This window comes from Ancylomarina longa, from assembly GCF_003996985.1.
GTDB lineage: Bacteria > Bacteroidota > Bacteroidia > Bacteroidales > Marinifilaceae > Ancylomarina_A > Ancylomarina_A longa.
Window position 1 is genome coordinate 179,685 of sequence record NZ_RJJX01000004.1, and the last position, 26,674, is coordinate 206,358.

The 26,674-nt window shown below is 34.1% G+C and carries 23 protein-coding genes; 7 read left to right on the forward strand and 16 right to left on the reverse strand.

The window, feature by feature from the left end; translation table 11 throughout:
* Positions 1-804: 804 nt before the first annotated feature.
* The 5 genes from DLK05_RS05110 to DLK05_RS05130 form a co-directional block, all read right to left on the reverse strand.
* Positions 805-1,419, reverse strand: a complete 615-nt coding sequence (locus DLK05_RS05110; protein WP_127342933.1) for a hypothetical protein — start codon at positions 1,417-1,419, stop codon at positions 805-807.
* The gene (cas13b, locus tag DLK05_RS05115; RefSeq protein WP_127342934.1) at positions 1,400-4,612 is read right to left on the reverse strand and encodes a type VI-B CRISPR-associated RNA-guided ribonuclease Cas13b; all 3,213 of its coding nucleotides are present in this window, start codon (positions 4,610-4,612) and stop codon (positions 1,400-1,402) included. Before cas13b ends, DLK05_RS05110 begins: the two co-directional genes overlap by 20 nt.
* A gap of 388 nt (positions 4,613-5,000) precedes the next feature.
* Positions 5,001-5,399, reverse strand: coding sequence for a phospholipase (locus DLK05_RS05120; RefSeq protein ID WP_127342935.1), 399 nt, complete (start codon positions 5,397-5,399; stop codon positions 5,001-5,003).
* 41 nt (positions 5,400-5,440) lie between these two features.
* Positions 5,441-6,043, reverse strand: a complete 603-nt coding sequence (locus DLK05_RS05125) for a class I SAM-dependent methyltransferase (RefSeq protein ID WP_127342936.1) — start codon at positions 6,041-6,043, stop codon at positions 5,441-5,443.
* Positions 6,044-6,056: 13 nt separating this feature from the next.
* Positions 6,057-6,743: a coiled-coil domain-containing protein gene (locus DLK05_RS05130; RefSeq protein WP_127342937.1), complete on the reverse strand. Its 687-nt coding sequence runs from the start codon at positions 6,741-6,743 to the stop codon at positions 6,057-6,059.
* Between the two features lie 312 nt (positions 6,744-7,055).
* Between DLK05_RS05130 and DLK05_RS05135 the strand changes: the two genes are divergently transcribed.
* On the forward strand, positions 7,056-8,282 hold the full coding sequence (locus DLK05_RS05135; RefSeq protein WP_127342938.1) for a carboxypeptidase-like regulatory domain-containing protein: 1,227 nt from the start codon (positions 7,056-7,058) through the stop codon (positions 8,280-8,282).
* 61 nt (positions 8,283-8,343) lie between these two features.
* Here DLK05_RS05135 and DLK05_RS05140 read toward each other — a convergent pair whose 3' ends face one another.
* The 8 genes from DLK05_RS05140 to nusB form a co-directional block, all read right to left on the reverse strand.
* Positions 8,344-8,865, reverse strand: a complete 522-nt coding sequence (locus tag DLK05_RS05140; RefSeq protein ID WP_209319720.1) for a GNAT family N-acetyltransferase — start codon at positions 8,863-8,865, stop codon at positions 8,344-8,346.
* 119 nt (positions 8,866-8,984) lie between these two features.
* A complete protein-coding gene (locus DLK05_RS05145) occupies positions 8,985-9,395 on the reverse strand; it encodes a DUF5606 family protein (protein ID WP_127342940.1) in 411 nt (136 codons plus the stop codon).
* Positions 9,396-9,485: 90 nt separating this feature from the next.
* Positions 9,486-10,205, reverse strand: coding sequence for a TerB family tellurite resistance protein (locus DLK05_RS05150; protein WP_127342941.1), 720 nt, complete (start codon positions 10,203-10,205; stop codon positions 9,486-9,488).
* 119 nt (positions 10,206-10,324) lie between these two features.
* Positions 10,325-10,918, reverse strand: a complete 594-nt coding sequence (gene coaE, locus DLK05_RS05155) for a dephospho-CoA kinase (protein WP_127342942.1) — start codon at positions 10,916-10,918, stop codon at positions 10,325-10,327.
* Between the two features lie 25 nt (positions 10,919-10,943).
* Positions 10,944-11,957, reverse strand: coding sequence for a CdaR family protein (locus tag DLK05_RS05160; protein ID WP_127342943.1), 1,014 nt, complete (start codon positions 11,955-11,957; stop codon positions 10,944-10,946).
* Between the two features lie 53 nt (positions 11,958-12,010).
* The gene (yajC, locus tag DLK05_RS05165; protein ID WP_127342944.1) at positions 12,011-12,331 is read right to left on the reverse strand and encodes a preprotein translocase subunit YajC; all 321 of its coding nucleotides are present in this window, start codon (positions 12,329-12,331) and stop codon (positions 12,011-12,013) included.
* Positions 12,332-12,388: 57 nt separating this feature from the next.
* On the reverse strand, positions 12,389-12,847 hold the full coding sequence (locus DLK05_RS05170; RefSeq protein ID WP_127342945.1) for a DUF1573 domain-containing protein: 459 nt from the start codon (positions 12,845-12,847) through the stop codon (positions 12,389-12,391).
* Positions 12,848-13,084: 237 nt separating this feature from the next.
* Positions 13,085-14,035 carry a transcription antitermination factor NusB gene (gene nusB, locus DLK05_RS05175; RefSeq protein ID WP_127342946.1) on the reverse strand — a complete coding sequence of 317 codons (951 nt, stop codon included), beginning with the start codon at positions 14,033-14,035 and terminating at the stop codon, positions 13,085-13,087.
* 285 nt (positions 14,036-14,320) lie between these two features.
* On the opposite strand from nusB, the gene DLK05_RS05180 reads away from it, so the two are divergent.
* From DLK05_RS05180 to DLK05_RS18910, 3 genes are all read left to right on the forward strand, one after another.
* A complete protein-coding gene (locus DLK05_RS05180) occupies positions 14,321-14,707 on the forward strand; it encodes a DUF3276 family protein (RefSeq protein ID WP_127342947.1) in 387 nt (128 codons plus the stop codon).
* Between the two features lie 334 nt (positions 14,708-15,041).
* On the forward strand, positions 15,042-17,552 hold the full coding sequence (feoB, locus tag DLK05_RS05185) for a ferrous iron transport protein B (protein ID WP_127342948.1): 2,511 nt from the start codon (positions 15,042-15,044) through the stop codon (positions 17,550-17,552).
* A 2-nt stretch (positions 17,553-17,554) separates the two neighbouring features.
* A complete protein-coding gene (locus DLK05_RS18910; RefSeq protein WP_127342949.1) occupies positions 17,555-17,761 on the forward strand; it encodes a FeoB-associated Cys-rich membrane protein in 207 nt (68 codons plus the stop codon).
* A 114-nt stretch (positions 17,762-17,875) separates the two neighbouring features.
* Here DLK05_RS18910 and argF read toward each other — a convergent pair whose 3' ends face one another.
* Positions 17,876-18,877: an ornithine carbamoyltransferase gene (gene argF, locus DLK05_RS05195; protein WP_127342950.1), complete on the reverse strand. Its 1,002-nt coding sequence runs from the start codon at positions 18,875-18,877 to the stop codon at positions 17,876-17,878.
* Positions 18,878-18,972: 95 nt separating this feature from the next.
* The gene (locus DLK05_RS05200) at positions 18,973-19,929 is read right to left on the reverse strand and encodes a carbamate kinase (RefSeq protein WP_127342951.1); all 957 of its coding nucleotides are present in this window, start codon (positions 19,927-19,929) and stop codon (positions 18,973-18,975) included.
* Between the two features lie 469 nt (positions 19,930-20,398).
* On the opposite strand from DLK05_RS05200, the gene DLK05_RS05205 reads away from it, so the two are divergent.
* The 3 genes from DLK05_RS05205 (at position 20,399) to lolA1 (ending at position 24,283) form a co-directional block, all read left to right on the forward strand.
* Positions 20,399-21,079, forward strand: coding sequence for a hypothetical protein (locus DLK05_RS05205; protein ID WP_127342952.1), 681 nt, complete (start codon positions 20,399-20,401; stop codon positions 21,077-21,079).
* A 127-nt stretch (positions 21,080-21,206) separates the two neighbouring features.
* The gene (locus DLK05_RS05210; protein ID WP_127342953.1) at positions 21,207-23,588 is read left to right on the forward strand and encodes an FtsK/SpoIIIE family DNA translocase; all 2,382 of its coding nucleotides are present in this window, start codon (positions 21,207-21,209) and stop codon (positions 23,586-23,588) included.
* Positions 23,589-23,641: 53 nt separating this feature from the next.
* Positions 23,642-24,283: an outer membrane lipoprotein periplasmic chaperone LolA1 gene (gene lolA1 / locus DLK05_RS05215; protein WP_127342954.1), complete on the forward strand. Its 642-nt coding sequence runs from the start codon at positions 23,642-23,644 to the stop codon at positions 24,281-24,283.
* 4 nt (positions 24,284-24,287) lie between these two features.
* Here lolA1 and DLK05_RS05220 read toward each other — a convergent pair whose 3' ends face one another.
* Entirely contained in the window at positions 24,288-26,363 is a 2,076-nt protein-coding gene (locus tag DLK05_RS05220; protein WP_209319721.1) for a tetratricopeptide repeat-containing sensor histidine kinase, read from the reverse strand.
* Positions 26,364-26,674: the final 311 nt, after the last annotated feature.

Genomic DNA, 26,674 nt, shown 5'->3' on the forward strand with positions numbered 1-26,674 from the left:
CAACTTCGGGCGGGCTCTCGACCAAATGGAAATAAGACCTGCCATTTGTGGCGGACAGTCAACAAAACCGGCGGATACTCGCCCATTTGGTCGACACCTATTCCGCATCGAAATTCCCGATTTCCACAATCATAAAAACACTTCTATATCATTTACTGATATTCCTAATGTCAAAGAACCTTTGCTCCCATCCATTCACAGGCAAAACCACGAAAGCCCTTCCGCCACTATTGTTGGGAAAAGAGGCTTACACCAAATAGGCCTTGCCACAAACGATAAAGTTATTATTGAGAATTTATTGACCAGACAGAATTTTAAAACCTGTCTGGTCTCCTACTTATTGCTACTCCTCCGGCGAGAAGCTGTAAAAACAAAAAGTGATATAAAAAGTACTATCCCGCTATGAATACCTCTCCAGCGAAAGGCTATAACAACCTAAAGATCCTAAATCGCAAACACATTTGAGTTGTGAATACCTCTCCAACAAAAGACTATAACAACCAACGATTTACATCCTAAGCAAAAGTTGTAGTTGTGAATACCTCTCCAACGAAAGACTATAACAACAGATGATACTTGGTATCAAATGACTATTGAGTTGTGAATACCTCTCCAATGAGAGGCTATAACAACTTTGTTTCGGTTAACGCGATTGGTGGTTTTGTTGTGAATACCTCTCCAATGAGAGGCTATAACAACCTATCCTTTGTAAAACATTACTGTCAAGTCATCTAAAATCTTATTTTCTATTAAAAATGGCAGCGTCTAAAACATATTTGCCTTTTTATTTAGCTTTTTCTATTCCTACAACTTACGGGCAACTGGTTTTCGATCTTCGGTTCCCATCAGGCAGCGTAATTGCTTGTGAATATTCTCTTCGCCACTAATCAGGCTGTTCACACTATTTACTGTATCCGGATTTATCAATTCGATAATATCCTGTTTTCCGGTTTTATCTAACATGCCGTGTACCAATCCTCGTAAGTGATACAAATCGTTTCGCAATTGTCGGGGTAAAAATAACTCTCCGTTTTTACTATACAAAAAGGTATTTAAAGCCAACAAAAAATCCTTGCCTTTGGTTCGATGCAAAAAAGTGCTTTTATCCCGGTTATTTTTCTGCACTACAAATATAGCAAAAGGATTATCCGGATTTTTACTCACATATTTTAAGGGCTCAAATAACAAACAAAAAGCATCGGCTTGCATCTTATCAATCTCCAATTGCAATTGCTCCTGTTTTTCTTTACGCATGGCATCTACCTGTTGCTGATGTTGCAGTTTTATTTTCTTCAGCTCCCGCTGATTTAATACAAAAGCAGCAATAAAACTCAAGACACCCGAAAGCAGAATGGGAATCACTATAGAGCCCCAATCAGGAGTTAGGGCAACAGCTTCCTTAGTTAGTAATAATATCATGGCAATGTATTATTTGTTTGTACAATTGTATGGCTTCCCCGAAATAATTATCGCGACAAGCTTCTGTGGATAAGCGAATGTATTGCTCGTTTACTTTATTGTGAGCTGCCGAATTTCTGGCCTGTATCAGCAATTCCATTTTATCGGCATCGGGAATAATTCCCATTGCTAAGGCTTTCTGCATTAAAAAACAATGACTGAAATAGTGCAATGCCATTTGTTTACTTCTGTCAGCTTGTTGATTTTTTTCACGAATCTCGTTTTGCCAGCTTTCCAATTTATCGGCACAGGTTTCGTGGATAAATTGCTCGAAAACATGAACCGCTTCGAAGAGTTCCAATTGCTCTCGGGTAAAATCGTGCAAAGCACCCGCAATTTTGGCATGTACTTCCTCTTCGGGTCGCCCTGCATACAAGTCCTCCCCTTTATATCGGAATAAACTAACAAAACGGCTATCGTAACGATAACGAGCTATTCGCCCAAAATTTTTCAGTTTCTCCTGAATACAGAATTTCCGGTCGCCAATAGGAAAACTAATTTCCACTTTCTTCTCTTCAAGAGCATTTACCATTTCCTGTCCATCGACTGATGGCGTATAAATATCGCATAAGTCTATCTCCGAAAAATCCAGATTCATATCCTTACAACGCAGCTGTAGATATTCCTGAATCATCTTCCAGAGCAATCGGTCGCAGGTTTGATAATAGCGTATTTTCTGTTCTCTTTTCAGGAAGTAATAAAGGGTTTTATGCGATTTATTTTCCTTCTCGTTGCGATATTCCATTTTGTGTAAATGCCTATATTCCGAATGTATCTGTTCCAGATCCACCTCCTGTTTATGAATGGGATGCTGGCGCTGAAACTGGTAAAAAGCCTGGGTAGCAGGAAAATCACATTCTATTTGTCGGCTGGCATTGTTCTGATCACTTACTCCTGCTCTGGCAAGAATATCCCGAAACAATCCACTTGGCATATTCACCGGTATATTGTGCGCTTTAATATCTGCGATAAGCGGTTTTAGATATCTGCTTCCATACTCGCGGTGATAAATCCGCTTCCCATTTTCCTCACTCGTTCCCAGTTTAAAATAATAGAGCAATCCCTGTGCTTCTTTTAATGAGGAAGTATCCGTTTTATGAAGAAAACGATTTACATTCTCGAGCCACTTGCGCTTTTGCTTGTAGTAATTCTGGGCAAAATGAAAGAGGGAGCTGTTATCGTTCTTTATAACTTTAGGTTTCGGAAAACGGGCTCTCGGGTTAAAACTTTCCACTTGAAACACCTTGTGCAAAAAAGGATGTTTTTTCTCGAAAAAGAGATCGTATTTGTTATTCTCTTTATCTGTTTTTTCGAAATAGCTTAATTGCAATTCCCTGCGGAGCAGGCGTTCTACTTCTCCTTCCTGATAAAAAGCCAATGCCTTTTGCAGATTGCTGTATTCAAAAAGCTCCAGCTTATATTTTTCCGGTAGAAAAAACTGAATATCCCTTGTTAATTCATTGGCCAGACTACCTTTCTTTAGTTTAGGTTGATCTTCCGTGCCCGCTAGATCCAGGTAATTTTTTAGACGATAAAATTTTTCTTCATTATCGTTATGCCACAATTCCCATTTTTTTAATGCCTTTTCCTGATAGCTAGCTTGTTTTATCTGCAATAAACTACGCCTTATCTGTTTCGGGATATGCGTATTCTGCATCTGGTAATTTTTAGCCAAATAGCTGTTAAATTCTTCTTTCCGAACATTCTTCTCTGCCATATAGTTGATGTTGGGAAAGACCCCACATTGCAAATCGCTTAGGAATTTATTGTAATTTTTAACCTGATTCAGCAATTTATTTTCTGCCTTGGCACGTTCTCCTCTTCCCAACAAACAAGCATAAACCAAATTTTTAAGTTCATAAATACTGATTATACCATCCGCCAAAATTGCTTTGGGATTCTCCTCGCATAAATCAGGAAATTTATCAAACTTCTCTGCTTGTATCACAAATTTGATATTCTGATCGTGAATGGCATAGGTGGGAGCAAAATTCTCCAGTCCGCTTCCCGGTTTTAGATGATGTTCCTTAATTCCGTCCTCGTTCAAAAATTGCTCGGTATATGGATTTTCTTGCAACAACTTGTGCAAGCTGGTAAAAGCATACACACGTTTATGATGCACTACTGGCTCGGTAGCATTATCGTGCGTATGGAATTTTTCCTTACGGTGACCAATACAAACCTGAAAACGAATTTTTGGCAGGAGATTCATTTCATCGAGGTAACGCAGGGCAAAATAGGGAAACTTATCTTCGTAGCGGATTAAATCTACCTTTCGGGATTCCATTTCCATTTCTCCGGTTTCCTCCTTTTCCATTTGAACCTCAGCTGTAGTCTGGCAAAGCTCTTTATTCTGATCCGGGAAATGATGAAATAAATCTTTCGGACATCGTTTCAGTTCATTGATACCATCCAATACAAAACGAAATTCAAAATCTTTACTTTCCAAAACGGGTTTTGGCATTTTGACGGAAAAGTGTGTAAAGCTTGATAAGGTAGCCTTATGCGCAGGATTATTTGAACTCTTATATCCCCTTTGAACTTTTAAAAACTCCATTGCTGTCTTCCGCTCCAAAAACAGGCAGACAAGGAAATTAATGGCAGCTTTCTTATTCTGCTCTGCCAGAAAATTAAAATAACCATTCGGTTCTGCCAGATGAGTCAGATTTTCAGAACCAATAAAATAAGGTTCTTTGTTTAAACGGTACAATACCAACTTTTTGATTTCGTTTAAAAACCGAAAAAGCTTTTCATTTCTCCCGAATTCTAATTCATCAATCTGATAAAGGTCGTGGGTAAAATAATTGCGCAATTGATTCATACGGGTGAAAAAATGTATCAGCTCTTCCCGATAGGCTGTATATTCCCCTTGCTTAAGAATTGCATTTACAAAAGGAAGTGAGCGACTCAGATAATTCAATCTTCCCCTGGTTTCTACGGCATCCTCTTCTGTTAATGGCAAAAGCTGATGCAATTTTTGAACTAAGGCTCCCGGCTGATTCGGCAAATAATCATGATGCAATCGTGGGTATATTTTTTCAAATTCCCCTAGAATTTTGTTTAGGTTATTTTGTGCAAGATTCAAATAAAGCGCAAAATAATGCTTGTGATTCAAGGTGTAGCTGACTCCTTGTCCGTAGTACTTTTCCTCCATGGTAGTATATTTATTGGGTTTTAAATTAATAGATGCAAGGCATCTGTTTTTAGGGAACAATAAATATAAGAAAATAGTAAGCCTGAATAACAAGAAAGAAAGATTTTTGTTAACTGTTTTAAAACATGTGATTGAAAATAAAATGATACTCCTGATAAATAGTCTCAATAGGAAATCACCCCTACCTCTCCAAAGTGGAGATAACAGTGCGAATGACTAACAAAAACAAAGTTGGTTTAATTTCACCACTCTGGTTAAACAATTCCATACGAACAACCCAGTAAAACCACTAAACAGATGCTTGACAATAAAAGACAGTATCCTAAAAACAAAAAGAGCCATTTCGACAGTTCGAAACAGCTCTTTTGTACATTTTACTATTTGTATATTAATGCTTCACCAGCATAAAAACCAATTCTGATTTAATGACGGATGGCATTTCAATTTTCCTCAATTCCAGACTTCGTATCCAGCCTTCTATTTCCTTTTCTTTTAAGCTATATAGCACATCGCGAAATTCATCAATCTGCTCGTCGTTATAATCGTTCTCCTCAAAGTTTTTATAGGCATCTAAATCTTCATCCTCATAGTAAATGATTTCCTCAGACATTTTATTAAGCAGGTCGACCTCGCAAATCTCGTGCGCCCCACAACAATCCCCCATGGGTTCGGGATTAGATTCCTCTTCCTCCACGATTCCCTTTTTCCGCCTCCATAGCTGCCCTATATAGCTAGCAAGAAGCACTATTCCAGCAGTTGCTACAAGTAATATCAATAAAGCTTTCATGCGTGCAAAGCTAAAAATTCAACATTAATAATTCAAAATATCTATAGTTTACTTTTTCGCCCAACAAATTGAATGGTCATGGCCACCCCCTGATGCAAGCCTCCTTCATTCATATGGGTTTCGTTTTCCTCTAAATAAAGAATTTCGAAATCCTCAAAATCTCTTTTAATTTCGTCCAGATCGTAAAGCATATCAGTATTTTGCGGTCCTCCGGATGTTCTGCCCAATTGTTTTTTCGAGAACATTTCCAACAGAATTATACCTCCGGGACTTAATGAATCCATAAGATATTGATGAACCATTTTCCGATCAGCGGATGGTAAATGCAGAAACAAACAGGCTACAAAATCATAATTAGATGGCTTTTCTTGCGGATCTAAAATGCTTGCCTGCTTCATATTTACCTTCACATTCTGAGATTGAAAAAAGGCCTGAGCATTTTTCACCGCCTGATTGCTATAATCAAAAGCATCTACCTGCCAGCCTGTTTTTGCCGCATATGCTGCATTTCGACCTTCTCCTTCACCCGGAAGCAGTAATTTACCTACAGAATGTTTATTAATTTCCTCCTTAAAAAATCGATTCGGTTCCGTTCCATATATAAATTTCGATTCCGAATATCTTTTATCCCACATCTCTTTCATCCCTGTCAACTCCCTATTTTGCGATTGCTTTTTCGTATTCTTTTTTATACAAATTCACCTGATTGCTTAATCGTTCTATTTCTTCCTCGTTTTTAATTTTTACTTTTCTAAGCCAACTCAATTTATCATCTCTTTCCTTCACTTGCTTTTGTAAAGCTTCAATTTCCAAATCTTTTTGAGCAACAGCATCAGCAGTTTTTTGTTTTTCGTTGAGGAGCTTTTTCTTGTCCCATTCTGATTCTACCCCGGCAGTTTTCACCTCCTGCGTTAATTTCGCAGCACCCGCCTTTAAAACTTCAATCTGTTTTTGCATATTCAAGATCTGCTCTTCGTTGCCCGAATTTATCGTAACCAAGTGATTATATTTCTGAAGTGCATCCTCTAAGTGCATTTTCAATGCGGTAGTATCCGAAGCTATACCCATCAGCTCGGTACTCAGCTCATCAATTTCTGTATTCTTTTTAGCATTACTTTCAGACATGCTATTTTTCATTTCGTTGTATTCGGCAAGCGTTTCGTCCAGCTTTGAATTCAAATGGTTAATTTGCTTTTTCTTTTTGGAATTTTCTTTATCCAAAGCAACTACTTTGGCATCACTTCTGCGTTTGGCATACTCCAATTCCTCGTATTTTTTTTTAGATACAACACAAGAAGTAATCAGCAATGGAATCACGGACAACAATAAAAATTTAATTTTCATAGGTACATTTTTTAAGATAATGAGATGAAGACGAACTTTTAAAGAAGCTCCTAAATCTTTCCTTAATGGATATATTTTTACAAATTAGATTAAAGGCGAAGATATTTCTTATTCAACAAAAAATAAACTCATCTCCTCAAAATTAACATTTTTTATAAGGTTTTAGTTCCATTTCTCTTTTACCGATATTATATAAATATATCTTTGTAAAACATGTTCCATTTCGTATGAAATTTGTCAAAATATTTTAACAACAAATTGGAATTTGCAAATCAGAATATCTAAATCGTTACTTGTAAAAAACCACAAAACATGAATAAATACTATAGTTTCTTATTGGCCCTACTGATGATATCGGTAATTGCGAATGCACAGGAAAAAGCTACAACAGAATCTAATCCTAAAATTATTCGCATTGTTGGTAAACTCATAAATAAACAAAATCAAGACCCCATCCCTTTTGCAAATGTTGGAATCATAGGCTCCTATATTGGTGCAGCATCAAATCTCGATGGTGTTTTTGAGTTTAAGATACCAGGAAAATATAGAGATAAAACGATTCAAGCTTCAGCAGTGGGGTTCACGACCTACACCGAAACAGTGGTAAACTGCATACTGCAGGATACCCTAAGAATAGAATTGAGTCCGGTGAATTACAGTATTGGCGAAGTGGAGGTAATGGCAGAATCACAAGTATTACAAAAGATTTTAAAAACTGCAGTCGAAAAAATCCCTGATAATTATATCCAAACACCCTTTAATTATGATGTTTATTATCGATCGGAAAAACTGGTGAATAACGAATTAAGTCGCTTGCGCGAAGCTGCAGTTAGAATCTATGATGATAAAGGTTACCAGCGAGAGGATGCTTATCAGGTATTTAAGGAACGAGGATACAAATTTCTACAGGTGCGTAAGAATTTCGAACCAGCATCTTTAGCTGATGCCTCTACCTATCTGGATGAACTTTTAGAGATGGATATTGTGCGTGGACGCGGTAATATTCTGAATGCGAACCATATTGGCTTTTACGATTTAAAGTTAGAGCGAGTATCTGAATATGAAAATGATTCCATTTGGGTGATCAGCTACAAAAGTAAAAAACCAATGTTGAGTAATACTGGCGATTACTATGCCAAAAGCTATTCCGGAAAAATTTATATTAAAACGAAAGACTATGCTGTTATTAAAAACGAAACACATGTGGAGGCAAGCAATTGTTCCCCTCAAGGTAGAAGCTTTTATGTGAATCCGGAAAGGCAAAAATGGCAGCCTTTAAAAATTGAGTATGATTTTAGCGTTACCTACAAACAATACTCTGGCAGCTACTATTTGAGCTATATAAGCTATAAGCGTCATCATGAACTGAAAGAAAAAGCCAGTGGAAAATGTAAGAATTTAGATATCAATACCGAAATGTTAATCACCAAAATCAATACGCAAAACCCCGAAATAATAGAAAAACGAGCATATTATGAAAATATGGCTTACAATAAGAATTTTTGGGAGAGCTATAATATTATTTTCGATGAAGAATAAGTAGAAAATCAATAAAGAATCCGTCATTCCAATTGAAAATTCTTAAGGGAATGGCGGATTTTCATTTCACCTCTTCCAATCGCACCATGGCATAAATCAATTGATCTTTCAGCTTTCCATTTTTGTAAATTGCCATTTTCTGTATGGATTCAAGAATAAAACCAGCTTTTTCCAGTACCCTGCAGGAGGCATTATTTCCTTCAAAAACATAGGCAAATAATCTCACGATATTCAGATTTAAAAATGCATATTCTACCATTTGTTTCACTGCTTTAGTCATAATGCCTTTGTTCCAATAATCCTCTCCAAGCCAATAACCAAGTTCGGCTGATTTTCGGTAAACATCATCCTTTATTTCCACCCCAACACACCCAATCACTTCCTCATTCACAACAATTGCCAACTGTACCCCATTCACTCCGCAATTTGCATATTGAATCCAATGGGAAGCATCAACGAATGTATAGGGAGAGGGAAAACTATCTCTTAAAAATTTTGCAATATTCTTATTGTTGGCATGCTTTACAATGGCTTGTGCATCACCAGATTTCCACTTTCGTAATATAAATTTTTGTTTATCCACGGGCTGTGCAAGCTTGTTTTTCGTAATATACAAGTTCTGTAAAAAACCTGACAGAACCATATAAAAAGAAAAAAGCCACCCTATTTCTAAGGCAGCTCCTATTATCAGATTCGAAATCCTTATTCTTCTGTATTTTCTTCTTTCGCTTTGGCATCCTCCAACAATCCATTCTCCTGCAATAAATTATACCATTGGAAGATTTTTTTCATATCCGAAACATAAACACGATCTTCATCATAATTAGGAAGAATCGCACCCATATAAGCTTTTAAGTCATTTCCTGAAGCTTTATGACTAATGGCCTTCTCGCCGTTTTCCTTTTCCTTTATGCTTACAAAAACATCTGTCAATGGCACATCACCTTCATCAGTGAAAATGGCAATATCCTCTAACGCACTAATTTTTGAAGACGCATAGGCAGGCATACGCTTTTTATCTATCAATGATTCCACGATTATGGCATTTTTTGAATTCGAAACCATTTTAAAAAGACCAGGATATCCTGATATAGCTAATATTCCTTTCAACATATTTTCATTTTTTTATTTGGAAGCACAAATTTATAATTCCATTACATTTAATAAAACTATTTTTGAAAAATAGTTCAAATTTCAATTAAATTAAGCAAATCCCCGCTGTTTTTTGATCCTCTCAAAAGCTTCGCTCACCTTTTGAAATTTTTCTTTTGCAGCATTCTGTACATCTTCTCCCAGATAACTCACCTTATCGGGATGATATTTTACAGCCATTTTACGATAGGCTTTTTTAATCTCATCATCACTTGCATCTCCGGTCAAACCTAAAATTTTGTAACTGGAATCGGTAGATACCACAAACATAGATTTAATGGAAGCATAATCGCCCGATTGAATCCCCAAATAATAGGAAATCTTATCTATTAAAACCTGCTCAACACTTGAAATTATTCCATCAGCCTGGGCAATACCAAACAAAAAGTGCATTAACTGCAAACGAGAAGAATAATCCAGATTGTGTTGAATTTGTCTACAAACTTCTTCAACAGGAATATTTTGCTTTAGCACATCCTTTAATAGGTTAATCGCCTCGCTGGCTCTTCCTGGTCCAAAGCTCTTAATAAAGTAGGTTTTTACGTAATCCAATTCCGATCGAACTACTTTTCCATCAGCCTTCATAACAGCGGCAACCAAAACCAGGAGACTCATTACAAAATCACCTTGTTGGGTTGCTCCTGCTCTGTGAACTGTTTCTATATCGACTGAATCAAATGCAGATCCCAGCATGAAGCCTAGCACTCCACCAATCGGACCTAAAAAAGCCCAACCTAAACCTCCGGCGATCCATTTTCCGTATCTTGCCATTTTCTGATATTATAATTTAATCTTCGCTTTATTCCACGAATTCACAAAGAAAACAAAAGATGAGTAAATAGAAAATCTCCTTTAGAAAATTTCTATGCAGTTAACAAAAATTAACAGGTTTAAGATTTGGATAAACTGCGAAGGAAAGCATCAATCTTTATCACTTGTGGTAACACCAATTCCAAATTATTAAAAATTACGTAGTCTGATTTCTCAATTTTAATACTTTCTTCTAATTGATTCTTCATTCGTTCCTCCACTAATTCTCTGGTGGTTAGATCCCGCTTAATAATCCGCTTAATTCGTATCTCCTTATCAGCGGTCACGGTAATAATCTTATCGAAAATTTTATACAATCCAGTATCAAATAGAATCGCAGATTCCTGTATTACATATGGATATTTACTGTACTTTAAACACCAAGATGCAAAATCAGCCCGCACAACAGGATGCACAATTTCATTAACTTTCTGTAAAGCTTCTGGTTGGTTAAAAATGATCTTGGCAAGATATCCCCTATCCAGATTAGAATCAGAATCGAACACTTGTATGCCAAAATGCTGAATAAGTTGTTCCCGAATATCAGAATTGGTATTCATTAATTTCTTTGCTTTTAGATCGGCAATATAAACAGGAATATCAAGCAAAGTAAAAATCTTTGCAATCAAAGATTTACCAGTACCGATACCTCCTGTTAAACCAACTTTAAGCATATTAATATATTTCGGATAATGAAGATTACTGATCGGAATTTCTCTTCTCAATCAAATAGGTAACACTCAGGGGATAATATCTTACATTAGAAACAAAATCAGGACTTCTGGTTAAGTCGACCTTTAGCCTATTCGTTTTACTCTTGACTGCATTTAAATAATCTACATGTAAATCAAAATGGTCTGCAGACACTGTTTCATATTTTTTTAAACCCACAAAATAAGATACTTTCACTTCTCCAGGAAATAAACGCAGGATAAGCGAATCGGGAAGATTTTCAACGTTGATTGGCACCATTTTTTGTGCCTCTGTAAAGCGTTCAACGGGAATACTAATCAGGACTTTCTTTTGCGAAAATTCGATCCCTGATATTGATTTTAATGATACTTTTTTTTGTGTATCCTTAGTAAGCTTTTCCAAAACTAGATTGTTGGTCTCCACACACTTCACACTATCTAAAAAAGTCTCTGGCCCTCTAATTGTAATGCTATCAGGTTCCACTTTAATCGAATCACCCAACCTAAATTGATGTTCAAAATTGGTAATTACATTATAATGAATTGCAACCTTTTTACTTAAGATAGGAGAAAACTCAAAATAAAGTGTATCAGGCTCAATAGAGAGCAATTTTATCTCTGAAGATATTTCATGCTCCAAACGACTGATCAATTGATTGGTTGGTAATGAATACTCAAAAATGGAACTATTGTTTATTCGATTATTTGTAAAATAATTAACATCGAAAGGATTCGTTAAAAAAGCAGAACTCAATTTATACTTAAGGATATCAAAACCAAAAGCGGATACCCGCAAATTAAGATAATTGGGTAATTTATTTACCAAGACCTTATCTTTAGGTAGGTTCACATACTCCACGGGATACTTTAAATTGGAAGTATATTCTTTACTCAAAGCATTCAAAAACCAGAAAATAGTTGAAACACCAACAAAAAACAAATAGACTATGAGTTTTTTGTTAGATGTGACATTCTCCTTATTAAAGAGAGTTTTCAGTTTTTGTAGATCAATAATATTCAAGGTACAGATGTTTTAAAAACAGACTGTGCCCTTAAAGGCACAGTCTCATTCATTTATTTTTGAGCGACATCAGCCATATCTTTCACAACTGCTGCTTTATCAACTTTCAATCGATTTTGTCCTTCAACCTCAATAATAATTGCACGTTCCTGAATTTCAAGGATCTTACCATAAATACCTCCGGTAGTAACAATTTTATCTCCTTTTTTCAATTCTTCACGAAACTTTTTCAACTCTTTTTGTTTCTTCATTTGTGGACGAATCATAAAAAAGTAAAATACCACAATGATTAAAATCAAAGGTATAAAAGAAGTTAGTGGGCTTTGACCTTCTTGAGGTTGTCCCATCAATAAGATGTTTAATAAATTATTCATTTCAATTCAAAATTTAATGGTCTTCCTGACCGTTTTATATATGATAAAGTTCTAAATTCATTCGACTTGTGCAGTTATAATCAACTCTTTTGTGCCTTCAATCGTATTACAAAAAATTGTAATGGCTTTATATTGTATCCCCGATCGACCTTTAGAATCGAATTGCACACTTAATTTTGCTTCTTCTCCTTGCTTTAATGGATATTTATCCCAATCCACAGCAGTACAACCGCAGCTAGTCTCGATATTTGAAATAATCAAATCAGCTTGCCCTGTATTTTTATAATAAAACTCACAAACAGCAATCTCACCTTCCGAAATCACCCCAAATTTATGTATTTCTTCAGTAAACTCAAATTTAGGATAACTTTTGGCTATTTCAGGATTTCTATTCTTATTGCTCTGCGTAGAGATTCCCTTTTCACTATTATTTCCACAAGCTCCAAGCAGAGTAGAATAACTGATTATCAAGAATAAGGTGAAATAAATTTTGGAATGATGCTTTAGACTATTCATTATTGCTAAATCTTCTACTCAAATTAAATGGTTATAAACGGTAAATCCGATTCTAAAAAATCTCTTTAGAGAATAATAATCTACTTTTAAATCACAGTTAATCAGCAATTCAAAACAAGAACATCCTCTTCTTAAATGATTCCCAATTTACGTAAATTAGATGCACACAAAACTTAAAAACAAAAAAAATGCGCAAAATTTTGTATTTACGCATTCCTTAATAATATCTATAGTATCCTATTTTTCACCTACCAATCCCCGTCCAACTTTTTTAACGTCACCATTGGCCTTTAAATCCTTGATCATCTTATCTAAGATACCGTTAATAAAATTGCTACTATTTTCGGTACTATAATACTTGGCAATTTCCAGATATTCATTGAAACTCACTTTTACCGGAATACTCTTAAACTCAAGAATCTCGGTTAACGCCAATTCCATGATTAAAATATCCATAAAAGCAATTCTATCCAACTCCCAATTTTTAGTATTTTGCTCTATTAAATCAAGATGCTCTTTGTGATGAATTACAGCTTTCCGAAAAAGAGTCTTCATAAAATCCTCGTCATCTTTATCCTTAAACAAAGACATCAATGTGGTATTCCTATCGTCCGTCTCCTCAAAAGACTTTATTGTCTTAATTACCATACTAATAATAAACTCGATTTCATCATTCCAATAAATACTCTTCTCCTCCATTTGAGAATAAAAGTCTTCATCTGCAGCTAATAAATTAGAATAAAATTTCTCAACAAATTTTTTATCCGCTTGATAGGAATTAGTATCCGATTCCATATAATTGATGAAGAGATCGGAGTGAATCAGCTTTTCAAACATTGATCTAACGAAATCCTCTTGATCTGTCCAAGTGATAGTATTAGTAGCTGCATAACCAGACAATTGGAGGTTATCTGCTAATTGCCTGATTAACTTATTATCTACAAGCTTTGTATTGGGATTTAAATCCTCTTCGGTAGGAATAATTTTATTCTTTGCAGTTTCTATCTTCTTTTCTGCAAGGAAAGCCAAATCTACAATCAGTAAAAGTAAATAATGATATAAATCATATGCTTTTCCGACGCTGAAAAATAATTCCTTTTCAGCTTTAGCAATTGTGCGATCCTGATTCTTGTAATACGCATACAGCAATTGCAACACTTTCACCCTGAGTAATCTTCTACTAATCATACCTTTAAAGAACTTTACAAAATTGTTATTGTGGCTGCAAAATTAGTCGTTTTTTATTTGCCTGCAAGAAAAACAGTCATTTATCCAAAAAGATTTTTCTCACTACACTTTAATATTTTACATATTACAAACCAATCAAAATCAAAGCCATCTGTATGAAAAGGTTTGCATACTGATTTTAAATAACCCTTTTTTGTATAATAAATTACCCGAAAACAACAATTAGAACGTATATTTTTTTATTTTTGGATACAATATATAGAATAAATAAAAAATTTATTTGAAATGGAAGGTTACGACAAAAAAGAAGGGTATAGTAGAAATAAACATGAAGAAATTTTCTCAAATGCGGTAAGAGCAGGAAAGAGAACCTATTTTTTCGATGTAAAAGCTACAAAGAAAAACGACTATTACTTAACAATTACTGAAAGCAAGAAACGTTATGACAAGGAAGGAAACTTTAGTTTCGAAAAACACAAAATATTTTTATACAAAGAAGATTTTGACAAATTTTCTGAAGGTTTGATTAGTGCTATAGATTTCATTAAAAATTCTAATTTAGAAGAACAGGCCGAGCCAATGAAACTGGAACAAAATGAATCTGCAGATATCATAGAAGGCTTGGAAACAGAAACTTTTTCAAATGTTGAATTTGAAGATCTGGCTGAATAATCCTTAAATAAAATCTAATAGAAAGCTATTCATTTGAATGGCTTTTTTTTATAACCATTTTTTATCCGGTATTAAGATTTTATAATAATTTTTAACCGCATCACTACATTATGAATCATCAGCTTTTTAGGTCAACCGAGAATATTACCTTCTATTAAAATACCAATAAGTAGTGATTGCAAATGACCGTTATTTACTATACGTTTGACACGACTTAAATAACATCAAAGCATACAGACGGCAGTGGATATACAAATAAGGACTAAAAAACTTGAATTTTGCACTGAACACCTGTATTGTAACTAGTAGGGACATGAATAGAAATTCTTAACGAATGAAGCTTTCTGAATTAACGAACAAACAAGAAGGAATAATAGTAAAGGTACTGGGACACGGAGCATTTCGAAAGAGAATAACTGAAATGGGATTCGTGAAAGGGAAAAAAGTTACGGTAATCAAGAATGCTCCTCTTAAAGATCCGGTAGAATATGAAATAATGGGATATGAAGTTTCTTTGCGTCGTTCAGAAGCTTCTCTTATTGAAGTAATCACCAGAGAAGAAGCCCAAAGTCTCAAAATAAATGGTTTCGAAGGAACCTTAAAAGATGACATTCTTAAAACCTCTGCAAAAAAGAAGGGTAAAAAGATTCAAGTTGCATTAGTTGGTAATCCTAATGCTGGCAAAACAACACTATTTAATTTTGCCTCGGGATCAAAAGAACATGTCGGCAATTACAGTGGTGTTACCGTAGATTCCAAACAAGCCAAAGTCAAACAAAATGGCTACTGTTTTGACATTACTGATCTTCCGGGAACTTATTCTTTAACTGCATACTCCCCCGAAGAACTTTATGTACGAAAATATATTTTAGGTGAGCATCCGGATGTAGTTGTAAATGTTGTAGATGCCTCCAATCTTGAAAGGAATCTTTATCTAACCACACAACTTATCGATATGGATATTAAGGTAGTAATTGCCTTAAACATGTATGATGAACTTGAAAAAAATGGTGCAAGATTTAACCACAAAGCCCTTTCACAGATGCTGGGAATTCCAATCATTCCTACTGTTAGTTCAAAAGGTACAGGAATCAAAGAATTATTTGATAAAATAGGTGAAGTATATGAAGACAAAGACCCAATTGTCAGACATATACATATCAACTATGGTATTCCTGTTGAAAAATCTATTTCAAAAATTCAAAACGAAATCTCACAAGACAAAAAACTCTGTTCCTTAATATCGCCAAGATTTTTATCTATTAAACTATTGGAAAATGATGAAAGTGCCAAAAATGCAATAAAAGAAAGTGATCGTTTTTTCAATATTAAAAAACATACTACAGAAGCCGTACAAACACTCGAAAAAGAATTTGGTGAGGTTTGCGAAACAGTAATTACAGATGCCAAATATGGTTTTATTGACGGAGCTTTAAAAGAAACATATCGCGAAAATCCAATTAAGAGAAGAAGGAAAACTACAATAATTGATACATTTTTAACACACAAACTATTCGGTTTTCCTATATTTTTTCTATTCATGTTTCTTACGTTTTACGCCACCTTTAATTTGGGTCAATATCCTATGGACTGGATAGATCAGGGTATCGCAGCATTAGGAAGCTTTATTAATCAGTATATGTCTAATGGCCCATTAAAAGACCTTATTGTAGATGGTATTATAGGAGGTGTTGGTGGTGTAATTATTTTCCTACCAAACATTATGATTTTATTCTTCTTCATTTCCTTCATGGAAGATACAGGCTACATGGCTCGTACCGCATTCATCATGGATAAGCTCATGCATAAAATTGGTTTACATGGAAAATCGTTTATTCCATTGGTAATGGGATTTGGCTGCAATGTGCCAGCTCTGATGTCGACAAGAACACTAGAGAATCGCAATGATCGAATTCTCACTATGCTAATCATACCTTTCATGTCCTGCAGTGCTCGGCTTCCTGTTTACATTCTTATAATAGGAACCTTTTTTCCGGCAAATGCTAGTCTGGTTCTTTTCGGAATCTACATGCTGGGAATTTTATTAGCCATTATCTTTGCCAAAGTATTTAAAGCCAGTTTCTTTAAATCAAAGGAAGCTCCATTTGTAATGGAACTACCTCCCTATCGTCTTCCGACTCTTAAAACAACCGCACGTCACATGTGGAATAAAGGTGCTCAATACCTTAAAAAAATGGGAGGTGTAATTCTATTTGCATCAATAATTATTTGGGCCTTAGGGTATTTTCCTCGTGAAGTAAAATACACAAAAGACTACGATCAGCTTATCCACCAAACAAATCAGGAGTTTAAACAAAAAACTGCTAACGAGAAGGAGAACAGCATAGTTAAATCAAATGTAGTCGCAGAGCATCATGCTAGAATCAAGCAATTGCAAAATTCTAAATTGGAAGAAAAGCAACAAAACTCATATATTGGAAAAATAGGACATTTTGTAGCTCCAGTACTTCACCCACTTGGATTTGATTGGAAAATGACCGTTAGCGTACTAACAGGAATTGCGGCAAAAGAGGTGGTTGTAAGCACAATGGGGGTTCTTTACCATGAAGGTAATGAAGCCACGGAGCTAAATGAAGGATTGCGAAATAAATTAAAGGAACAAGAGTTTACGGGTAATTACAGAAATGGTGAAAAAGTTTTTAACTCCTTATCTGCCTTATCCTTTCTCCTATTTATATTGATCTATTTCCCCTGTATTGCAGTGGTTGTTACCATTGTTAAAGAAGCCAATTGGAAGTGGGCTGCATTTGTAGTTTTTTATACCACAGGATTAGCATGGATTATTTCTTTTATAACCTTTCAAATAGGTAATTTAATACTCTAAGTATGATAAATTTTCAATTAATAGCAACATATATCATCGTAGGTTCCGCTGCATTTTATAGCATATACCAGTTTATAAAACTTATTCTGAAACAGGATACAAAATGTGGAGGATGCAGTAGTTGTAGTTTTAAAAATGAACTGAGAAAAAAGAAATTAACGACTAGTCTTATTCAAAAGAACCACAATTTTACATATATTAAAAATTAGAAATCACAATAACCCTTGCAAACAAAGGGTGTCAAGAAATTTAATTCACATAATAACATAAAGAAAGGGGCAATATTTAGATATTGTCCCTTTCTATGTAATAAATATATTTCACTAAGCTCCCAAAGTTGCAACCATCACAGCTTTAATGGTATGCATTCTATTTTCGGCTTCATCAAAAACAATAGAAGCGGATGATTCAAATACTTCCTCAGTAACTTCCATTCCGTCCAATCCAAATTTCTGATGAATCTCTTCTCCAACTTTTGTTTTGCGATTGTGAAAAGCAGGAAGACAATGCATAAACTTACATTTTGCATTTTCTGTAGCATCCATCAATTCTTTATTGATTTGATATGGCTTCAACAAAGAAATTCTTTCTTCCCAAACAGAATCTGGTTCACCCATTGAAACCCAAACGTCTGTATATAAGAAATCACATCCTTTAACACCAGCTTTCGCATCATCAGTAACTATAACTGTTGCACCAGTTTCTTTGGCGATTTCATTACATTGAGCAACTAAGTTAGCATCTGGCTGTAAAGATTTAGGACCAATAATTCTAACATCCATACCCATTTTTGCAGCACCTACCATCAACGAATTCGCCATATTATTTCTGGCATCTCCAAGATATGCAAACGATACTTGATGTAATGACTTGTCAGAATGCTCCATCATAGTAAGAAAATCTGCCAAAATTTGAGTTGGATGAAATTCATTTGTCAAACCATTCCACACAGGAACTCCAGCATATTTTCCTAACTCTTCAACAATATCCTGACCAAAACCACGATACTCGATACCATCATACATTCTGCCCAAAACACGGGCTGTATCTGCCATCGATTCTTTTTGTCCGATCTGAGATCCGGATGGACCAAGATAAGTAACATGAGCTCCCTGATCCAAAGCGGCAACTTCAAATGCGCATCTTGTGCGAGTTGACGATTTTTCAAAGATCAAAGCAATATTCTTGCCTGCTAATTTCTGCTGTTCAGTACCCGTATATTTAGCTTTCTTTAAATCTGTAGCTAAATCCAACATAAATTTCATCTCTTTTGGAGTAAAATCCAAAAGTTTCAAAAAACTTCTACTTCTAAGATTGAATGCCATTTTATATTATTTTTAAAGTATTAACAATTAAAGTTCAAAAATATAATCTTGAATTTATATAACAAAGACAATTAACAAGATTCTAAATTCACTTACTAATTTTCATATTCCATGGTAATTTTACTACCATATTTTCTATCATCCAGCTTTGTAGCCTCAGTAATCACAGACTTCTTACCACCATTTTTTACAAAATCAAGACAAGCTCTAATTTTAGGTGCCATACTTCCTTCAGCAAATTGTCCATCCTTCAATAATTCCAGAGTATCCTGATAATTTAAAAACTCTATAGCTTCCTCATTTTCTTTTTTGAAATTCTTGTAGATAAATGGTACATCAGTAAGAATATAAAACTCATCAGCTTTTATTCTAGCTCCTATCAATGCAGAAGCAGAATCTTTATCAATCACACCTTCAACAGGGCAAATTTGACCATTCTCATCTTCATACACCGGAACACCGCCTCCACCAACAGTAATTACGATATTTCCTTTTCTGGCAAGATCTTCAACAATAGCTTCATTCATAACTCGTACGGGCTTAGGGGAAGGAACAACTCTTCTCCATCCACCATGGGCTTTCACTTCCTCTTTAAAAATCCATCCCTTACTAGAAGACAAATCATCGGCCTGTTCTTTGGTGTATATTTTTCCAACTCTCTTTTGTGGATCTTGAAATGCAGGATCGTTCTTATCAACTACAACCTGAGTTACCAAAGTGATCACATCTTTTTGAATGCCATGCTTCTTAAGAATATTTCTAAGATTTCTCTCGATCATATAACCAATTCCACCCTGAGAATCTGCCACGTCAATATCTAAAGGCATTTGAGGAATATTATACATTTGTTCTCCTGCATCATTACGCATTAGTATATTACCAACCTGAGGCCCGTTTCCATGAGCAATAACAATATCGTAACCTTCCTTTATTAAGAAAATAAGATTTTCCAAGGTATCTGTAGTGTTTTGATTTTGCTCTTCTACAGTTCCTTTTTGATTGCCTCGAAGTAAAGCGTTACCTCCCAATGCAACTATAGCTAATTTATTCATTATTTATTGATTTATGTTTCTCTTAATTTTGCTACAAATCTAAAAAAATAAAACACAAAACAAGAAATTTTACGTTTTTTTAAAAATATTTTTTAATCCTGTTTTTCAACACATTACGGGATTTTGCTTTTACTGTTTAGTAAAAAACATCTTAAATAAATGAATTTCAAAGCGAATTATAAAGAATGTCTCACACGTTTGCAAAATCCGAATTAAACAACGCTCTTATGTTTATTTTATAAATGACTCGTTAAATCTTAAAGCAACTTACTAAAATCGAGCACATCTTCTTTTTAAGTTCAAATAATTACTCATTCGTAAAAGCTTGGCTATTTTTAATGTAAGAACAGCCAATTTTGTATTGTTTTCAACAATGTTTTCCTATTTTTAGAATGTCTTTAAAAAAAAGTATATTTGTTGGAATAAGACAAGCTATATAATTAACAATCTATCACTTAAGAATTATTTCATGAAGAAAGCTCTGTTCATCATACTTTTATCTGTAATTCTGGGTGGTTGTAAAAAACAAAATCAAACCAATAATACACTAAAAGAAGGAATCATCACTTACGAAGTAAGTTATTTCACTTCAGAGAAAGATAATCCAATCATTGCGCTATTGCCAAATAAGGTTGAACTTCGATTTAAGAATAACAATATTTGCTTAATATCTGAAGGTTATCTAGGTTTTTTTAGTACGAAATTCATTTCTAATTATAAAGAAAATCATAGCAATATTCTATTAAAAGTCCTCAACAACAAATTCAATTACGAATTTCCTAAGGATGAGATAGCTTTTATTTATAACAGAAAGGCTCCTTCACATATTGAATATTCTGACTCCACAAAAATGATTGCTGGGTATAAATGTAAAATGGCAACATTGTTTCATCAAGACAAAACTATAAATCCCATCAAAATTTTCTACACTCTGGAAATTGGCTTGGATAAGCCCAATAGAAACACACCATTAAACATGCTGTCTGGTGTTCTAATGCAATTTGAAACAAGCATGAATAATGTAAAAACAAAATTTACCGCTATTCAGGTAAATCATGTAAATGTAGCCGAGGAAGATTTTCAGATCCCGACCAACTATGTAAAAGCAGACATGGAAACCTTGAAAAAATATATTGTGGATTTCAATTAATTAAAAATTTCCCTTACAAAATTATCTTTTTCAGAATACTTTCCTGTGGATTTCCTTATCATTTTTATTACTTTTACATAAATTATTGCATCTACGCAATCAATACAACACCTTGAATATCTGATAAATGGCGAAAAATAAAAAACTAAATACAAAATCAAAAAAGAAAATTATCACCAAACCTAAATTTTTAGCTGATGAGCGAACTAAATTTTTGTTTGGCATTAGCTTCTCGTTACTAAGCATTTATATTGGTCTTGCTTTTGTATCCTTTTTCTTTACAGGTGGTGCTGATCAAAGCAAGCTGGATATGAAATGGCTTGAATTAATTACCAATTCTCAAATTAGAGTTGAAAACTGGACTGGAAAGACTGGTGCTTACATTTCCAATTTGTTAATCAACAAAGGATTTGGAATCGCCTCTTTTTCATTCTTGTATATACTAATTTTAATCTCCCTCCGATTCTGGGGAATTAAAATTCAATCCATAAGAAAAACTGTATTGTATACCTTAATTTTCAGTATTTGGACATCTATTTTTATGGCTTTCGTTTTTATTGATTCAACAAACGATTCCTTTCTGTATTTAGGTGGAGCTCACGGGTATTTTATGAGTGAATGGCTCATTTCTGCCATTGGAAATATAGGTACCCTTTTTATATTAATACTAAGTGCTCTTAGCTTTATCACCTTTGGCTTTCAAAACTCAACAAAATTCTTTAATAAACTTTTCAAGCACAAAAATAAACCTGAAAAAAATCAAGAAACAGTTGCTAATGACAGTAATTTAAAAAATGGCTCTGTAAACGAATCAGAAAAGAAAGAGGAAGCTGAAGATTTAACAGCAGAAATCATTCTCAGTCCTGAGCCTTTATCGAATCCTATAGAAACATTGCAAGAAGATTCTCTTAAGGGAAAAAATACAGAAACTGATTTAGAGTTAAAAATTGAAAATGCCAAAAATAAGGAGGAAACTGTTAAGATATCACATGAACCATTACACGATTTCGATCCAACTCTTGATTTATCACACTATAAATACCCTCCTTTACAGCTATTAGCTGAACACCAGGCTAACAACTCAGCAGTTAGTAAAGAAGAGTTGGAATCAAATAAAAATAAAATTGTTGAAACTCTCCGGCATTATAAAATTGAAATAACTCAAATTAAGGCAACCATTGGTCCAACAGTAACTTTATATGAAATTGTTCCTGCACCGGGAATCAGAATATCTAAAATTAAAAATTTAGAAGATGATATTGCCTTAAATCTTGCAGCCTTGGGAATTCGTATTATAGCCCCGATACCCGGTAAAGGAACTATTGGAATTGAGGTTCCAAATCGAGCACCGGAAATTGTTTCGATGAAAAGTATTATAGCATCCAAAATTTTCCAGGAATCTAAATATGCACTACCTGTTGCCCTTGGAAGAACCATATCCAACGAAACTTATACGCTTGATCTAACAAAAATGCCACACCTTTTAGTGGCTGGAGCAACAGGACAAGGTAAATCAGTAGGTTTAAATGCTATCATTACTTCACTTTTGTATAAGAAGCATCCCTCTCAATTAAAATTTGTTTTAATCGATCCTAAGAAAGTTGAATTAAGCATTTATTCAACAATTGAAAAACATTTTTTAGCAAAATTGCCCGATGCCGAAGAACCGATTATTACTGATATACACAAGGTGATTGCCACGCTAAACTCACTTTGTGTTGAAATGGATTCGCGATATGATCTCTTAAAAAAAGCGCATGCTCGTAATCTAAAGGAATACAACACAAAATTTGTAAAGAGAAAACTAAATCCGGAAAACGGGCATCGCTATCTTCCTTATATTGTAGTCATCATTGATGAATTTGCAGATTTAATAATGACTGCAGGGAAAGAAGTTGAAGCTCCAATTGCACGTATTGCACAACTAGCCAGAGCAATTGGTATCCACATGATCATTGCAACTCAAAGACCATCTACAAACATAATAACTGGTGTTATTAAAGCGAACTTTCCTGCCCGAATTGCTTTTAAAGTTGCATCCATGATTGACTCAAGAACTATTCTTGATAGTCCGGGGGCAAACCAATTGATTGGTAGAGGAGATATGCTTATTTCATTGGGAAGCGATTTAGTTCGAATTCAGTGTGCATTTGTCGACACCCCTGAAGTAGAGGCAATTACAGAATTCATCCAAAAACAGCAATCCTATCCTTCAGCTCTATTATTGCCTGAATTCGTTGGAGAATCCTCAGAAAATACAGCAGAGGTAGATCTTCAAAAACGAGATATTTTATTTGAAGATGCCGCAAGATTGGTAGTTGGTTCTCAGCAAGGTTCAACATCAGGAATACAAAGAAGGTTTTCAATCGGTTACAATCGGGCCGGACGCATTGTTGACCAATTAGAAGCTGCCGGTATTGTTGGCCCTTTCGAGGGTAGCAAAGCAAGGCAAGTACTCATCCATGATGAATTTTCTCTTGAAAAATTATTAAACGAAATTATGGCCTAGAACTGGCACAATTATTGATAATCAATTACGCATAAATAATAAAATTATATCAAATGAAAAACATTTTTTGTTTCCTTTTCATCGGAATGTTAAGTCTCAACCTCGTTGCTCAAAATAATAAGGCAAAATCCATTCTTGATAAAGTTTCGGCTAAAAATAAAGAGTACAAAACGATAATGGCTGATTTCACATTTTCAATGGATAATAAAGAGGAAGATATTCACGAAGTTTCTGAAGGAAAAATTATATTAAAAGGAGATAAATACAGATTAAAATTGATGGGAGTTGACACCTATTTTGATGGTACTACCATTTATTCTTATTTAATAGATGCAGATGAAGTAAGCATTAAAGAACCTGATGAAGATGATGATGAAGCATTAAATCCCGCAAAAATATTTTCTATTTACGAAAATGGATTTACCTATAAATATGTTGGTGAGGAAAATACTGCAAAAGGCAATTATCACTTGATTGATCTATTTCCAGATAATACAGACAGAGGGTTTTCTTCAATTAGACTAAAAATCAATGCCAAAACCAATCAAATTGAATCTCTGAAATCAATTGGAAAAGATGGTAATAATATCAGCATTGTACTTAAGAAATTAATCCCAAATCTCTCCTATTCCGATAGTGATTTTATTTTTGACACCAAGGCAAATCCGGATGTAGAGATTAATGATATGAGATAGTTTGCTAACACGATAAACTTTTAACCTCTGCTCCCCGAGTAGAGGTTTTTTTTAATATTTCAGAGGAGTTTATCTTTAAAGTGAACCAGAATTCACTTCCAACTCCTTCCTGACTTTGAACTCCAATACTTCCTCCATTTTTTTCTATAAACTCCCTACAAAGGATTAATCCCAAACCTGTCCCTTTCTCATTAGAAGTACCTGGTCGTGTGAAATTCGAATCTAATTTAAATAATTTCGAAAGATCATCAAATTTAATTCCAATTCCATTATCCCTAACTGAAAAATACAACAATCCAGACCTCTCTGATACCGATAAGATCACTTTACCATATTCCTTAGTAAATTTAATGGCATTATTTCCCAAATTCCGAATTACAGTACGAACCATATCAATATCCGCTTTCACGCAATAGCTCATATTAAATTTGAATTCTAATTCAATATTCTTTATCAAAGCCTTATCCTTCAAAATTTCCAATTCATCGGATGCAACGTCAATCAAATCAAACTCTATTGGATTATAAGTCATAATGCCCATTTTTGATCTTGACCATGTGAGCAGAGTTTCTAACAAGACAGAGCCATTTGCAGCTGATTTATGAATGATTTCTAAATACTCCATTCTTGTTGACTCTTCTATATCAAAATATCTATCAATCAGCAAATCAGAAAACCCTAGAACGGCATTAAATGGATTTTTCAAATCATGTGCAACAATGGATAGAAATTTATCCTTAGTTGCATTCAACTGCCCTAATTCCTTATTCTGTTTGTATATAGTTTTATTTTTTTCTTTTAGTAAAACGTTGTGTCTCTTTTTTTGCTTTGTTGAACGCACAGTATAAATCACTACTGCTAAAACTAAAACACTTAAAATTGAAAAATATTTATTGCGAGTATTCTGCTTCTCGATTTCTAATTCCTGAATTTTTGATTTTTGTTTAAAATAAATATTCTCCTTCTCGATTTTGTCTAGTTTATATTTGGCACTCATCTCCGCAATTTCCTTTCTATTATTTTGCCTAAATAAACTATCTTTTAATAGACTATATTCCTTTTGAAATCTTAAACTATTTTGATAATCTCCTCTTTGCTCATAAAAGAGTGATAAACATCTATCACCTTCCAATTCCAGCTCTGGAATCTTGTATTTTTTAGAAATAGATAATGCCTTCTTAATGGCTCCTAGTGATTGATTGTATCTTTTTTCATTCAAATATGCTCTCCCCAAATGAATCCAGGAAGTAGCTACAGCAGCTTGATCATCCATCTCCCTCGCCTCATACAATGCTCTCTGATAAAACACAATAGCTTTACTAATTTCTCCTTTAGATTGATATACCTCACCAATATTTTTCAAAAGGAGAGGTTTCCAATAAATATTTTGCTCCTTATCGATTGTGTGAAACGCATTAAAATATTTTATCAACGCATTAACCCGATCACCTTTTTCGAAATAAATATTACCAATATTGTTATTCAACAAGGCAATTCCCGTCAGATCCTTTTGTTTTATTCTTATCTCCAAAGATTTATTGTAATAATCAATAGCAGAATTATAATCCCTTAATTTAAAAAAAACGCTACCGATATTATTTAGTGATTTTGAAATAAAATATTCATCTCCAAGCTGATTTCTAATTTTTAAACATGTCAGATGAGATTTCAATGCCAACTTATAGTTTCCCATCTTAATATAAGCATTACCACAAATATTAAAGCAATTTGCTCTATCCACCAATAAACTATCACTCAATTGCTTTAGTGCTTCTTCTATGAAATTAACTGTTCTATTATACTCCGACTTACGGTAAGAAACTTTAGCTTCTAATAAATTAGCATATCCCAGATACAAAGTATCACCGATAAAAACAGATTTACACCTCAACCGATTTGCATAAACGTTGGCAGAATCCAAAGAAACCTGAAGATAGGATGTTCCTAGCTCATAAATTGTTTGAAGTTGATCCCTATTTACTTCATATTCCTGATTATCATTTTTAGGTGATATTTCAGCCATCGACCTTTCAGATGCCGAAAGCTGAAATACCAATAGAAATAATACTAACAAACGCATATTCATAATTATTAATCGATTAGTAGACTAAAGCCAAACAAAGATGTTAAATAAATTTTAAACACACTAATAGATTTTCAATTTTCTACAATTATCGTAATAATTCTATACCGTAAAAAATAAATCCAAATTACTTCCCTTTATTCTAATTTTACAATTTCTATATCAATAGCGTCCTAAACGATTAAAAAGAGAGAAAGAATTTAAGTATCTCAAATTATCTTTGAGTTGCACAACAAAAAAAACTTTCTCTCATGACAAATTTAAATTTATTCTCTCAAATCATATCCAAATTGGATAGAACTTGTTTT